We start from the raw sequence: 14050 nt of genomic DNA on the forward strand, positions 1-14050 counted from the left end.
TACTCCTTTTATTTGTTTCCCATTTTAGCGTGAGAGGCAACGAACATTGCATCACCAAAGCTAAAGAAACGATATTTTTCTTTTACTGCTTCATTATAAGCATGAAGTACATTATCTCTGTTTGCAAATGCACTTACAAGCATAATTAATGTTGACTTCGGTAAATGGAAGTTTGTAATTAAACCATCAATTGCTTTAAATTCGTAACCTGGGTACATAAAAATGTCTGTCCAGCCAGAAGCAGCACAAAGCTTGCCGTCATGATCTGTCGCAATTGTTTCTAACGTACGAGTTGAAGTCGTACCTACCGTAATGATACGTCCACCATTCTCTTTTACACGGTTTAATAATGCCGCCGTCTCTTCAGACATATAGTAATATTCTGCGTGCATATGGTGTTCTTCAATCGTATCAGCAGAAACGGGTCTAAATGTTCCAAGCCCTACGTGAAGTGTAATAAATGCTAACTCAACGCCTTTTTGTTTTAACTTCTCCAGTAACTCTTCTGTAAAATGAAGTCCTGCAGTCGGCGCTGCTGCTGAACCGATTTCTTTCGCATATACTGTTTGATAGCGATCGCGATCTTCTAGCGTCTCTTTAATATATGGAGGAAGTGGCATTTCTCCAAGTTCATCTAAAATTTCATAGAAGATGCCGTCATATGAAAATTCAAGCTGACGTCCACCTTGATCTGCAGTTCCTGTGCAAGTTGCTTTTAATTTTCCTTCGCCAAAAGAGATAACAGTTCCTTCTTTTACACGTTTCGCTGGCTTAACAAGCGTCTCCCACTTATCGCCTTCTTCTTGTTTTAAAAGAAGTACTTCAATGTGTGCGCCTGTATCTTCTTTCACACCATGCAGACGAGCAGGCATTACTTTCGTTTCATTTAAAACTAAGCAATCCCCCTCATGTAAGTAAGAAAGAATGTCTGTAAAATGTTTATGCTCAATATCGCCTGTTTCACGGTCTAACACCATTAATCTTGATGTTTCACGCTCTTCTAATGGGACTTGTGCAATAAGTTCTTCTGGTAAATGAAAATCAAACAGATTAATATCCATAACTATATCCACCTATTTCTTATTTGAATCGATTTATTATATACATAATAAAAGATAATACAATACTTAACACAATACATGTAATGATAGGAAAATAAAAGGTAACGTTTCCTTTTTTCACAAAAATATCGCCTGGAAGTCTTCCAATGAACTTCCAAGCTAAGCCAACAACGATAAGTAAGATCCCTGCTGTAATAAGCAATTTTGGCATCTCCGTCATACTTTTGGCATCTCCATTCCGAAATGCTCATATGCAAGTGGCGTTACAATTCGCCCCCTTGGCGTTCGTTGTAAAAAGCCAATTTGTAATAAATACGGCTCATACACATCTTCAATCGTATGAGATTCTTCTCCAATCGTTGCCGAAACCGTTTCTAATCCAACTGGACCACCACGGAACTTCTCAATAATACCAAGCAATAATTTATGGTCAATATGATCTAGACCTAATTTATCTACTTGCAGTAGTTCTAACGCCATTTGTGTAATTTCCATCGTAACCGTTCCGTTACCCCGAACTTGTGCGAAATCTCGTACACGTCGTAATAAACGATTCGCAATACGAGGTGTACCACGAGCACGTCTTGCAATTTCTAGTGCGGCTAACGAGTCAATTTCAACTTCAAATACTTCTCCTGTACGTTCCACAATCGCAGAAAGCTGATCTACTGTGTAATACTCTAATCTTGAAAGTACACCGAAACGGTCACGTAATGGCGCTGATAATGCACCTGCACGCGTCGTTGCTCCAACTAATGTAAATGGCGGTAAATCTAAACGTACAGACCTTGCTGACGGTCCTTTTCCAATTACAATATCAAGGCAAAAATCTTCCATTGCAGGATATAGTACTTCTTCAATTGATCTATGCAAACGATGAATTTCATCAATAAATAATACATCCCCTGGCTGAAGTGCTGTTAAAACAGCCGCTAAATCACCTGGCCTTTCAATTGCCGGTCCTGAAGTTGTTCTAACATTTACGCCCATTTCATTGGCAATAATATTCGCAAGCGTCGTTTTACCAAGACCTGGTGGTCCATATAAAAGCACGTGATCTAGCGTCTCTTCACGCATTTTCGCCGCTTCAATAAACACCTCTAAATTATGTTTCGCTTTATCTTGGCCAATATACTGACGGAGCGTCTGTGGCCGTAATGAATATTCTAAATCCGCATCTTCATATGCTGATTCCCCTGAAAGGAGACGTTCGTCCATTATACTCACCTCTTACCATTTAGTAAAAGACTAAGTGCCTTTTTAATATACTGATCCGTCGTTAATGATTCTTTTAATAACTCTGGTACAACGCGAGAAACTTCTCGTTCCGCGTATCCAAGTGCGCGCAGAGCTTCCAACGCCTCATCAAGCTCAGCTGAAGAACCTTTCTTCTCATCAAAACGTTCTGTATCTGAGAATAAATCAACAAATGCATCTGGTACAACATCTGCTAGTTTTCCTTTTAAATCTAAAATCATTTGGCGCGCTGTTTTCTTCCCTACGCCCGGGAACTTCACTAAAAACTTCTCATCCTCATGTTCAATCGCTTGAACGACCTGTCCTGTTTGACCAGAAGCTAAAATTGCAAGAGCGCCTTTTGGTCCAATACCAGACACGCCTAACAACTTTGTAAATAATAAACGCTCTTCACGTGTTTTAAACCCGTAAAGCGCCATAATATCTTCTCTCACATAATGATATGTATAGACACGGATTTCTTGCTTACTTCTTTGAAATACATACGGATTCGGTGTGAAAATTTGATAACCAATTCCATTATGATCAATTACGACATATTCCGGTCCTACATACTCCACGTAACCTGTAACATATTCAAACAAAATACGATCTCTCCCTCTTAAATCATGTATTCCATTTTAACATATTTAATGATAGAAAAGCGAGACTACCCCAACAAATGTTCTCTATTTGAAACTTCTGTTATTTTCCATTGACAGAAAGCATGAAGCACATTAATATACAGAAGTCGATAATGATTATCAATACTAATTAAAGGGGTTACATCAGGATGAAACGTAAGCTATTTATTTTATTTACTATTATGCTAGTTGTTCTTTCTATCGTTGGCTGTTCTTCTCAAAAAGAAGAATCAAAAGCAAAAGAACAACCGAAAACAAAAGTTGTAAAACACGCTAAAGGGGAAGCTACAATTCCAGTAAATCCAAAGAGAATTGTTGATTTATCTGGTTCAACAGAAGAATTATTACTTCTTGGACACAAACCTGTTGGTACAGCAAATACATATAAAGATAAAATCCAAAAGCATTTGACAGAAAAGCTAGACGGAGTAAAAGCAGTAGGTTGGTATTGGGCACCTAAAGTTGATTTAGAAGCTGTTACTGCTTTAAAACCAGACTTAATTATTTTGAACAATCGTCAATTAAAAATTTATGATCAACTAGAAAAAGTAGCACCGACAGTTGTTCTAGAAACAAACTTAGAAGACTGGCGCGGTAAGTTTAAAGAAGTAGGTAAACTATTTGACGAAGAAAAGAAAGCCGACAAATGGATTGCAGACTACGATAAAAAAGCCGACTCTTTATCTAAAAAGATTAAGGAGAAAACAAAAGATGAGAGCTTTATGTTCATCGCAGTTACACCACAAAACTTCCGCGTATACGGTAGCTTCGGGTACGGTGACATCATCTTTAACGACTTAAAACTTCCAGCAACAAAAGGCACAGATTTAAAACAAACGATGGCGCAAGTATCGCTAGAAGGTCTTGTTGCATTCCAACCTGACCAAATGTTTATTGTAAACTTTGGCGGTGAAGCTGATAAAGTTTACGAAGACTACAAAAACAGTGCCGTTTGGAAAGACAATAGAGCTGTAAAAAACAATCACGTATATGAAGTATCAAACGAAATCTTCAATACGAAAGCTTTCAATCCAATCGGAAAAGATATGCTAATCGATGAAATCGCAAAACAAATTTTAGATAAAAATAAATAAGAAAAAAAGCAGCTCACCATGAGCTGCTTTTTTTCTTATTTTGCACTGCATATTGTTTCATTTTTTCAATCGTCTTCACAAAACCTTCTTTTGATTTAATACGAATACCACGTTTCAATTTCGCACGCTCATAACTCTCAAGCTTTTTCATATCAATTTGAAAGAAGGAATGAATCGCATTATCGCTTTTCGGTACACCTTTGAAAATTTGTAATATCCCTTCCTCTGACACTCCAAAATAACCGCTCGTTTTTAATAACGGAGAAATATCGTCAACTTTCTTTTGTAATACGATTTGTACATCATCACGATCAACGAGCTGCCATTCTTTATATTGCTGTAAAAACTTTTCTAAGTCTGCTACTTTTTCTGTAAAGATTTCCTCACTTACTTCTCCATCAACATACATTCGCTCTAATAAAATTGTAACTTGAGGGTCTTTCTCTGTTACTTCTGGTACTGGCCCTTCCGCCTTCGCATTCGTTCCATAAACGAAACAAAACATCATAACGAAAGCTTGCATCGCAATCAGTATCCATTTCATTTCCGTTCACCTCTTTTAGGCAAGATCATACTTTCATTAGTAGTTTTTCCGGAAATGGGGGTTTTATCCCATGCCCATCAACTTAAGGCTTTTTACTACCCCCAAGTACAAAAAAACGTTATTCTTTCTTACATAATATAAATGAGAAAGGGTGACGTTTTTTTATGAATCTCGCGATTCAAGATGAATTACAACCATTTGCGGAAGAATTACAGCGCTATATCACACCTGAATTTTTGGAAGAACTAGCAAGAGAGATGAAGTTTGTAAAGAGAAAACGCAAATTTTCGGGATCAGATTTAGCTACCATTTGTATTTGGATTAGTCAAAGGGTGGCCAGTGATCCTTTAGTACGATTATGTAGTAGACTTCACGCAGTTACAGGTACTGTACTTAGCCCGGAGGGCTTAAATAAACGATTTAATGAAAAATCAGTGTTATTTTTAAAACATATCTTTTCTTTGTTGTTACAACAAAAAATCTGTGAACAAACACACATTTCTAGCCAACTTTTTGCGCATTTTAAACGTATTCGCATCATGGATGCCACTATGTTTCAAGTACCCCATACTTTGGAACATATATATCCTGGTTCAGGTGGCTGTGCGCAAACCGCTGGGATCAAAATTCAATTAGAATATGATTTGCATAGTGGACAATTTCTTAATTTTCAAGTGGAACCTGGAAAAAATAATGATAAAACATTCGGAACAGAATGTTTAGATACGTTACGGCCAGGCGATTTATGTATTCGTGATTTAGGGTATTTTTCATTAGAGGATTTAGATCAAATGGATCAACGGGGTACGTATTATATTTCGCGGTTAAAGTTAAATACAAACGTATATGTAAAAAATCCAGATCCGGAGTATTTTAAAAATGGTTCCATTAAAAAACAATCAGAATACATACAAATCAATGTCATACAGATTTTGAATCAACTCCAACCAGGGGAAACGATAGAATATCAGCAAGCTTATATTGGAGATAAACAGCAGTTATTTTCACGTCTCGTTTTTCATCGTTTAACAGCGGCACAATTACAAAAACGCCTAGAGAAAATTACAGAAAAAGAAAAGTCAAAACACAGAACCTATTCAGAGAAAAGTAAATTAGTAGCGGGATTAAATGTATATGTGACAAATGCACCTTGGGAATGGGTTCCGATGGAACAAGTACATGAATTGTATACATTACGCTGGCAGATAGAAATTGTTTTTAAAACGTGGAAATCATTATTTGATATAGATCATTGTCGCACTGTCAAACAAGAAAGAATAGAGTGCCATTTATACGGAAAACTGATCGCTATTTTCTTATGTTCTTCTACCATGTTTAAAATGCGTCAACTTTTATTACAGAAGAAGCAAAAAGAATTAAGTGAATATAAAGCAATTGGAATGATTCAAGACCATCTATTTCTCCTCTATCAATCCATACAAAACACCCAAGAGATAACAAATCTTCTAACCCGCCTGTTCCACCTTCTACAACAAAACGGACGGAAATCTCATCGATATGAGAAGAAAACTGTCTTTGATATCATGGGTGTTATCTATGAGTATAGTGGATGCAGCAAGCAAAAGAAAGCTGCATAAGAAAAAATGAAACCCGTTAGGGTTTATTTTGCGTGCTTATTTTTAATAAATCCCTCCATTTGGGGAGATTTTAGTTCAAATGAACAAAATTTTGTTTTGTATCCATCCTTAAGTTGATGGGCATGTATGGTGACCCCAAGTAGCTTATTTTTTGGCGTCTGAGGTGTCTGTTGTGGTCTTTCAGAATGTGATACAATAGCTTCATCATTTTTAATTTGTAAAGCGTTTGACATATTTGTCATCCTTTCTGAATGGAAATGATATTGTGGAAAGTCCTCGCAGTCTTGGTGGGTGCTGAGGGCTTTCTATTACCTTCTTTTTTCTTTACCATAAAGACGTTCCATCGCTTCAACAGTGAATAAATATTCTCCACGTTTGTTTCCGGGTTTCAGGAAATACTTAATTAATCCTTGTGTTTTTAACTCGTCGATTATAGGACTATTTTTAATCCGCATTCGTAAGGTGGATTCGTTAATATTCCATCGATAGCTTGCTTCGTTAGTGGTCATAACATCTTGTAGTTTCATGTCATTCATATGCATCTCCTATATGTTGTAAAGGTCTAATGTCCTCTTTTTCCTATATTATAGGTCTATTGTAATGACTTATAAGTCAATTGTAAATTGATATTTTCAAAAAATTATATTTTTAATTGAACGAACTTGAATATCGAGATAAAATAATGCAATGTGACAAAATGTTCAGACAGAAATGGAGAGAGGCATCGCATGTATCCCAAATGGATTGACAAAATGGCATTTTCAAAAGCACATCAAGAGTTATTAATTCAGTTGTATAGAAAGCAAATCACACGAAGAGAATATGATTCTTTGGTGAATGAGCTATATGTTTTAGAAACAAAGGGGATCTCAAAATAAAACATAAAAAAATTATTTTGAGAGGTTTTTGATATGGAAATAGAATGGAGTGAACTGTAATGAGGGGCAATAAAAAAGAAGAGCAAATACAGAAATTCATACTTATGCAAGAAGAAATCCGGCTATGGATTCAATATGTATTTCAGCAATGGGAGAGCAAGAAACAAGAACAGCACAATTCATTTCCGAAATTAGCATATATAGAGACAGTAGCATTTGAAAGCTCAGAATCATATCAAGAAATAAAAAGACTTTCTGTAGGAATGGTGCGGGAGATGAAAACATATAAAAGAGAAAAATTATTGCTACAAATAACGGAATTGCATCAACATATGCAAAGCATTGTGTCAGCTGTCCTAGAAACGATACAAAAATATTCTGCATCCTAATTAATATATATGGTGATATCCCATTTGAAAAAGTATTGTAAGTGAACAGTAAGTAATAAAAAAAGAGTAGCTAATAATGGCTACTCAAAATGGAATACATATTATGGATGATTAACAGTTTTCTCATACAAGCTGTACTTTATACAAAAGGTTAAGAAAATTATAGGTGGTTTGTATCCTTTGTCTGTTTTTATTTTAAGCATGTTGTTTCAATTTGGATCGAGAACTGGTATTGCTCGTGTGATTCTTCTTCTAACAAAGTAGCGAGCGCTTGTAATTGGTGAATGACTTTCTGTTTTGATTTACGGCCTGTATAGTGGATATGAAAGGATTCTGGAATAGAAGGCTCTATCGGTGCTGACGGAATTGTTGTCGGTTTAGTTTCTGAAATCACGGGTACATCTTGCATTGGGATGGTTGATGGGAGTGTTTGCGTTTGAGCTGGTTCGGTGGAATGAGTATATTCTAGAGTGTTAGGTGTATCTTCTTTGGGAGTAGTTTTTTCTTTTCCTTTTCGTTTTGCCTGCATGTGCCCTTGGGTCGTAATTTCATGTTTTTTATACAAATCATAGAGTTTATTTTTATAGGTTCCTAATCCTTCTAAGATTTCTTTGATTGAAAAGTGCTCTTTCCAATATTGTAGTCGCATCTTTTGTTCTTCCACAGGTAGTGCTTCTAAAGAAGCCAAAGGCAAGAATGTGTTGAGTTCCTCAATTTTTACGATTTCTGTCAATGAAAATCACTCCTCTAAACAGGGTATGGTGTATAGATTCGATAAAAAGACGAAATTCCCTTTGAACAAAGAATGAGAGTGGTAGTGCGAAACTGTTTTTTGTGAAAGTAATGGAAGGAAAAATATAATTTCTGAAAAGTTAAAAAACTATTGCATCTATATCCATTAAACGTTATAATGAGAAAAATTCTTTATTAGGGAAGGGGATTTATACATATGGCCATCACAATCGCTGTGTTAACATTTTTAGGAGCCGTTATTCCAGCAGCTATAGAATTATTAAAAGTACTAGGTACATAGTCTAATCCCATCTTTTTTATCTTGTCATATATAAGTAGGATAGATTATTATCTTGTTCCGGAGTAATTAGCATATGAGTACCTGTTCCGTAAACATGTGCTTGCTCATCATCCTGATTGGTACGCCTTGGTTTTGATACCAAGGCGTAATTTTTGTTTGAAATCCTTGTAAAGGCCTTGAAAAAGATTACATGGTGTTCGTTTTTTCATTTGTTTTAGAAAAAGAATTATATAACATATAGCGATTAGATGTTGAATAGGTCTCGTATGGGTAGAACAGGTTTATAATATGTTTTCTGCCACTTCGATGCCAAGTAACGATCGTACATGTTCTATATGATTGGCGATTGTAACTGAGGTTGAACCAGCAAATAACAAGCCAATGGCAACACCATCATTTGTCGTGATTAAAGAGCCAGAGTCTCCGCCCGAAGAAAGGTTGGTTGTGACAATTTGATCTCGAAACCGTGCAACCCTACCACTTCCGTAATTTACATCGACGGTTGCGTTTACTGCAGTGATGACGCCATGTGTATGATTTGTGGTCCGTCCCGTTTTCATGACGCGTGTACCGACGGTAACATTTTGTTTTCGTCGCCAGCCTTGCACAGAACCAATCCAATGAATTGAACGATCTATCTGATGAAAAGGTGCTTCTGCAATCGCGGCATCAACGAGATTGTTTTGATTTTCAAGTGGTACTTGTGAAGAAAAGGTAATTGGGATAAATCTTGATAAGGTCGCAATCCGATCCGCTGGATCGCTCCCTCCATCAATCGGGCCAGGTTGTAAAATAGGATCACCTATGTTCGCGTTATTACTATTCGCTAAGACATGATTGTTACTTAGTATATAGTATCGATTTGGGATACCATATCCATGTGCTGGCGGATTGGTAGAACCATTCGGTAATATATCATATACGCAAGTCGCAATCGTACCTGCCGTCACATTTCGATGAGCAACGCTATACCCTCCTTTTGCTGGGCGAACTCGAGTGGAAAGGGCTTGTGTATCAACTTGTAATGTTTGTTGAGTCCCAGCAAATAGATATCCTGTTTGAATGACGTCGGTTTTGATTCCATTTACTTCTTTTGGAATGACTTGATTCGTTTCCAATGTTTCAACAGGTAGTTTTTGATCTACAAATACAAGTAAAGAGGGTGTGCCTGTCATAATCCCATTTACCTGTTGAATACCGGCTCCAATACCTGTTACATTCCGAAACTGTAAGAAATCATCCTCTACACTTTGCTGCACTTTTTGAATGTCTTGTTGTTCCTGAACAGTCAACACCTTTATATTTGAATGTTTCCCCATAACACTCTCCTCCTTATCCCGTGTAATGATTTGTAATGGTCCCCACTTCTATAATGTTCGTTGGGTATGTTTCTAATTGTGTAGGTATTTGTTCCGCTGCTTTTAATTGAGAACGTGGTACTTTTTTCGAAACAAATACTTGAATCACTTCTTTTTCTTGTACAAATCCCATTCCTACTCCTACAACATAAGGTAAACGTAATAAATCTGTTTCATATTTGCGCACAACTTGTTCTAATTCCATCGGACCGCTCCCTCCTCATTTAGATGATATATTCGGTTTGTCTTCGATGGTTTTAAAAAAATGGTGTATGGCACCACTATAAGTATTTAACTATACTCCTGCATTTTCCTTCTTGAAGCATACAGAAGAAAGAAAAAAGAGGACCTTTTATAGAAATGTCCTCTAAAACATAGGTCTTTTGTGAACAAACGAACATACAGCCGATATACTTATCACGTTACTTCATGATTTACATGTTGATTTCCAAGGGAGAACGTTTCTTATCTGATTCTGCAGATTGTCCAGAAAGTGTTGTACATTCTTGAAACGCAAATTGTTTACAGCCTTTACATTTAGATATCTCCAATTCTTGTAGTGCAAAATGCAATGCTACTCCTGTACGTGTGAAAAAGTGTGGTTCGCCAATTCTTTCGTATAACCCTGTTTGATAGAATATGTCTTTCGGTTGATGCTGGATACCGGAAACCAAAAGGGTTCCTTGTTTTTCTAGCATCTTTTTTCGAATGTGTTCTACTGCAGACTCTGCCGAAGTATCCATAAAAGAAACATCCCCCATACGTAGGAGAAGAATGTGAGCGTTAGACTGTAAGGCTGCTTCTATAGATGTTTCGAATTCTTTTATAGTGCCGAAGAATAAAGGGCCCTCTACGGTAAAGATACTGATTTGCGGACAATTTTTCCCACTTGTGACGATGTCTGACTTGACATAGGAATCTACTGGATCTGGCAATACTTTTTGAACGTGTAAAGATTTGCTCATTTTTCCAATAAACAGAAGAAACGCAAGGAGTAACCCCACGCTTACTCCGGTTGTAAGATCTGTGAAAATGGTTAAGAAAAAAGTCCAAACAAGTACCAGGGTGTCCCCTGTTCTTGTTTTCAGAATATGAATAAATTCATGCTTCTCACTCATATTCCAAGCAACGACCATTAAAATAGGTGCCATACTAGCTAGTGGAATATGAAAAGCAAGCGGAGACAGGAATAATAATACTAGTAATACTACTATTCCGTGTATCATACCTGATACGGGAGAAGTCGCCCCATTTTTAATATTCGTTGCGGTTCTAGCGATGGCACCCGTCGCAGGAATACCGCCAAATAACGGTGCCACCATATTTGCAATTCCTTGTCCCACCAGTTCTTTATTACTATTATGTTTGCTGTTTGCCATGTTATCTGCCACCATGGCAGACAACAATGATTCAATCCCACCTAATGCCGCAATGATACAGGCTGCTGGAAGTAATATAAGGACAGTATCCCATGTAAATTCAGGCATTTGGAAGTCCGGTAGTTGATGCGGGATATCGCCGTATGTAGTCCCAATCGTTTCGATTTGATTCGGAAATAACAGGGTTGCGATCACACTTGAAATGACCAATCCCAATAATGCGCCTGGAATTCGAGGTAACCATTTTGTAGCTGCAATCACAATTCCTAAGCATAGAAAAGCGGTAAGGATACTATACGGATTTAGTTCTGCGATATTTGTCCCTATTTCTTTCATGTTATAAAAAAAGGTTTCTTGCTTTTCCAGGTGATGAAGCCCTAAAAAATTTGCAATCTGTCCAGAAAAAATAATAACCGCAATCCCCGTTGTAAAACCAATCATGACAGGGCGCGGAATAAAGGTGATAAACCTTCCTAGTTTGCAGACGCCCATGATAACAAGTAAAATTCCTGCCATAAAACCTGCAATCAATAGGTTTTCATAGCCATATTGCATCACAACGCCGAGTAAGATTGGTACAAATGCGCCTGTTGGTCCTGCAATCTGATATTTTGATCCACCAAATACGGATACGAGAGTCCCTGCGATAATCGTCGTATAAATACCATATTCGGGTCGTACGCCACAAGCAATAGCAAATGCCATGGCAAGTGGAATCGCTACGATTCCTACAACCAATCCTGCTAACATATCTTTTTGTAAGTTCGCGAAGTTATATCCTGTGTATCTGCCTGAAAATCTCATCTTTATGCCTCCTCTTCCTGCAGTCATTTCATTTAAGGACTTGTTGTATGTGCGTAGGAATATCCCTCTACAACGACTTCTAAATTTCCTGTTTTGGGGTGAATGACAAGTCCATGCACAGGTACAGAAGACGGTAATAAAGGATGCTGGCGTATCATTTCTACACTATGTTGAACACTTTCCTGTACGTTTCGGAAACCGGTTAACCATGTAGATAGATCGATTCCTGCATGTTGTAAGGTACGAATGCAGGTGGAATCAATGCCTTGCTGTTTTACCTTTTCTAATAGCGGCTCAGCTTGCAAACCCGCCATGCCACAATCTTCATGACCAATTACACAAATTTCCTCCACTTGTAATTCATAAATGCCCAGTATGATACTTCGCATCATACTACCAAAAGGATGGGAAATCACAGCACCTGCGTTCTTTATGACTTTAGCATCTCCATTTTGTAAGCCCAATGCCTGTGGTAACAATGTTAGCAGTCTGGTATCCATACACGTTACAATCAATAACTTTTTATTTGGAAATTTGGTCGTAGAAAAAGGTTTGTACTCTTGTTTTTGTACAAACGTTTCATTATGCGTCAATATATTTTCTAGCAATGTCACTTGATAACGCCTCCCTTATTAAGTACGATCACATGAATAGGCTGAAATAAAAAAAACTTGCCAATTTTTAAGATTGGTAAGCTTTTGATACGAATTCGGACGTGATCTTATGTTTAGTCTAGAGAGGATAAAATTTGGTGTCAATAACCTAAAACATGAGAATTACCTATATATAATTGATTCATGGTGAAATAGAAAAGAATGAAAGCTGAATCTATCATCATGATAGCTGTTTTATGTAAAACTTGGAATTGTTACGAGGGAGACAAATTGAGAAAAATGGATGTTTATTAGGAACAATCCATTTCATATATGAAGGAGGAAATAGAATGAACAAAACTGTAAAATATGCAATTCGATTTCTAGCTGTACCCTTTGTAACAGGTGCAGTTCTGTTTAGTGCAGCGGCAACGCAAAATGTACAAGCAGCTAGTGAACCATCACTACAAACACAAAAAAGTGAAGTGGGAACATTAGAAATTACATTGACAGCTATGGAATGGAAATATGATCATAGTGAGCCCGGGGGATTTAAATATTATCCTGGAAACAACTTAGCAAATGTAGAGTTTACAATCTATAATAAAAAGGACAATACAGAGTATGCAAAGAAACGAACGGATAAAAATGGAAAAGTTTCGTTTCAACTCCCTTTGAATCTTTCTTTTTCCTGTAAACAAACATCCGCATATCCAGAAACAAATGGGGGAAGATATGTCCCTGAGACAAGAACGTTTTCTGGATCTTTTAAAACAAATGGAGAAATCTATCAGCATAATGTGTACAATATGTTCACATTATATTAAAAAACAAAACCCTTTGAAAAACGATTTCAGTTTTTCAAAGGGTTTTAACGTACTAGAGATTATGTAAATATTTTAGTATGAGTTCCAAATTTGCGGAACCCATTCAGGGTAATCAATAAGTGGATTTTGATTCCTTTCAAAATCTTCGCCATGCTTCACGTACATTAAAAGGAATCGAAACGATTCATGCTATATATAGGCAAAAGAGAAGTCACATTCTTGATTTCTCTTTTGCGGCGTGCAAGGAATTACAGGAGTTATTCAGGGTACTTAAAATCTAACCAGATTTTGTGAATTATCGTATACTTTTTCGAGCTTTGCAACAGAACCTAATAATGTTATAAATTTTGATAGTAGTTACAATAAAATGTATTAAGCTTTAAAACGGCTTGCAATACTTTTCTTGGATCATCTTTTTCAAGCATTTGTGTGATGGATAAATAATATAACCTGTCATTTAATTGATTTGATTTTATAGTCATTCTTAAACCTTTAAGTTCGTTTAACATTAAATGATATCTTTTAGCATCTTCAGGATTACTAGGAATATTTTGTTTTATAATACGCTCACAATCTAGAGCTAAACTTATAAATTCATGATGATTTGTCACG

The 14050-nt window shown here is 36.7% G+C and carries 17 protein-coding genes and 1 pseudogene; 5 read left to right on the plus strand and 13 right to left on the minus strand.

Features of this window, described 5'->3' with window-relative positions; translation table 11 throughout:
- Window positions 1–8: 8 nt before the first annotated feature.
- The 4 genes from queA to ruvA are packed head-to-tail and all read right to left on the minus strand — an operon-like array spanning window position 9 to window position 2902.
- The gene (gene queA, locus PSR14_RS23050; protein WP_000354032.1) at window positions 9–1061 is read right to left on the minus strand and encodes a tRNA preQ1(34) S-adenosylmethionine ribosyltransferase-isomerase QueA; all 1053 of its coding nucleotides are present in this window, start codon (window positions 1059–1061) and stop codon (window positions 9–11) included.
- A gap of 19 nt (window positions 1062–1080) precedes the next feature.
- Window positions 1081–1281, minus strand: coding sequence for a DUF2905 domain-containing protein (locus tag PSR14_RS23055; protein WP_000138162.1), 201 nt, complete (start codon window positions 1279–1281; stop codon window positions 1081–1083).
- Complete coding sequence (gene ruvB / locus PSR14_RS23060; protein ID WP_000344452.1) at window positions 1278–2279, minus strand: Holliday junction branch migration DNA helicase RuvB; 1002 nt, start codon at window positions 2277–2279, stop codon at window positions 1278–1280. The genes PSR14_RS23055 and ruvB overlap by 4 nt, the downstream gene beginning before the upstream one ends.
- Window positions 2280–2284: 5 nt before the next feature.
- Window positions 2285–2902: a Holliday junction DNA helicase RuvA gene (gene ruvA, locus PSR14_RS23065; protein ID WP_000464511.1), complete on the minus strand. Its 618-nt coding sequence runs from the start codon at window positions 2900–2902 to the stop codon at window positions 2285–2287.
- A gap of 188 nt (window positions 2903–3090) precedes the next feature.
- Here ruvA and PSR14_RS23070 point away from each other — a divergent pair, with 188 nt between their 5' ends.
- Window positions 3091–4035, plus strand: coding sequence for an iron-hydroxamate ABC transporter substrate-binding protein (locus PSR14_RS23070; protein WP_000823601.1), 945 nt, complete (start codon window positions 3091–3093; stop codon window positions 4033–4035).
- A 13-nt stretch (window positions 4036–4048) separates the two neighbouring features.
- Here PSR14_RS23070 and PSR14_RS23075 read toward each other — a convergent pair whose 3' ends face one another.
- A complete protein-coding gene (locus PSR14_RS23075) occupies window positions 4049–4579 on the minus strand; it encodes a BofC C-terminal domain-containing protein (protein ID WP_000871180.1) in 531 nt (176 codons plus the stop codon).
- 164 nt (window positions 4580–4743) lie between these two features.
- Between PSR14_RS23075 and PSR14_RS23080 the strand changes: the two genes are divergently transcribed.
- A complete protein-coding gene (locus PSR14_RS23080; protein WP_098487850.1) occupies window positions 4744–6177 on the plus strand; it encodes an IS4 family transposase in 1434 nt (477 codons plus the stop codon).
- A 23-nt stretch (window positions 6178–6200) separates the two neighbouring features.
- Here the strand turns inward: PSR14_RS23080 and PSR14_RS23085 are convergent, their stop codons facing one another.
- Both PSR14_RS23085 and PSR14_RS23090 read right to left on the minus strand, forming a co-directional pair.
- Window positions 6201–6410, minus strand: a complete 210-nt coding sequence (locus PSR14_RS23085; RefSeq protein WP_098487849.1) for a hypothetical protein — start codon at window positions 6408–6410, stop codon at window positions 6201–6203.
- 75 nt (window positions 6411–6485) lie between these two features.
- Window positions 6486–6713: a helix-turn-helix domain-containing protein gene (locus PSR14_RS23090; protein WP_078188141.1), complete on the minus strand. Its 228-nt coding sequence runs from the start codon at window positions 6711–6713 to the stop codon at window positions 6486–6488.
- Window positions 6714–7114: 401 nt separating this feature from the next.
- Here PSR14_RS23090 and PSR14_RS23095 point away from each other — a divergent pair, with 401 nt between their 5' ends.
- Entirely contained in the window at window positions 7115–7444 is a 330-nt protein-coding gene (locus PSR14_RS23095; RefSeq protein WP_065486456.1) for a hypothetical protein, read from the plus strand.
- A 190-nt stretch (window positions 7445–7634) separates the two neighbouring features.
- On the opposite strand, the gene PSR14_RS23100 is transcribed toward PSR14_RS23095, so the two are convergent.
- From PSR14_RS23100 to PSR14_RS23120, 5 genes are all read right to left on the minus strand, one after another.
- Window positions 7635–8177: a hypothetical protein gene (locus tag PSR14_RS23100; RefSeq protein ID WP_000136353.1), complete on the minus strand. Its 543-nt coding sequence runs from the start codon at window positions 8175–8177 to the stop codon at window positions 7635–7637.
- 581 nt (window positions 8178–8758) lie between these two features.
- Window positions 8759–9796 (minus strand): hypothetical protein, encoded by a 1038-nt coding sequence (locus tag PSR14_RS23105; protein ID WP_134208077.1) that lies wholly within the window; start codon window positions 9794–9796, stop codon window positions 8759–8761.
- A gap of 13 nt (window positions 9797–9809) precedes the next feature.
- Window positions 9810–10040 carry a hypothetical protein gene (locus tag PSR14_RS23110; protein WP_065486461.1) on the minus strand — a complete coding sequence of 77 codons (231 nt, stop codon included), beginning with the start codon at window positions 10038–10040 and terminating at the stop codon, window positions 9810–9812.
- A 229-nt stretch (window positions 10041–10269) separates the two neighbouring features.
- A complete protein-coding gene (locus tag PSR14_RS23115; RefSeq protein ID WP_098487793.1) occupies window positions 10270–12018 on the minus strand; it encodes a SulP family inorganic anion transporter in 1749 nt (582 codons plus the stop codon).
- 32 nt (window positions 12019–12050) lie between these two features.
- Complete coding sequence (locus PSR14_RS23120) at window positions 12051–12632, minus strand: carbonic anhydrase (RefSeq protein ID WP_098487794.1); 582 nt, start codon at window positions 12630–12632, stop codon at window positions 12051–12053.
- Between the two features lie 329 nt (window positions 12633–12961).
- Here PSR14_RS23120 and PSR14_RS23125 point away from each other — a divergent pair, with 329 nt between their 5' ends.
- Together PSR14_RS23125 and PSR14_RS23130 are read left to right on the plus strand one after the other, a co-directional pair.
- Complete coding sequence (locus PSR14_RS23125) at window positions 12962–13438, plus strand: SpaA isopeptide-forming pilin-related protein (protein WP_098487795.1); 477 nt, start codon at window positions 12962–12964, stop codon at window positions 13436–13438.
- A gap of 134 nt (window positions 13439–13572) precedes the next feature.
- Window positions 13573–13719, plus strand: a pseudogene (locus PSR14_RS23130) (IS6 family transposase); the annotation flags it as partial.
- A gap of 57 nt (window positions 13720–13776) precedes the next feature.
- Here the strand turns inward: PSR14_RS23130 and PSR14_RS23135 are convergent.
- Entirely contained in the window at window positions 13777–14049 is a 273-nt protein-coding gene (locus tag PSR14_RS23135; protein ID WP_069356799.1) for a hypothetical protein, read from the minus strand.
- Window position 14050 lies beyond the last annotated feature (1 nt).

Source organism: Bacillus sp. A01H (assembly GCF_045277205.1).
Classification (GTDB): Bacteria; Bacillota; Bacilli; order Bacillales; family Bacillaceae_G; genus Bacillus_A; species Bacillus_A paranthracis.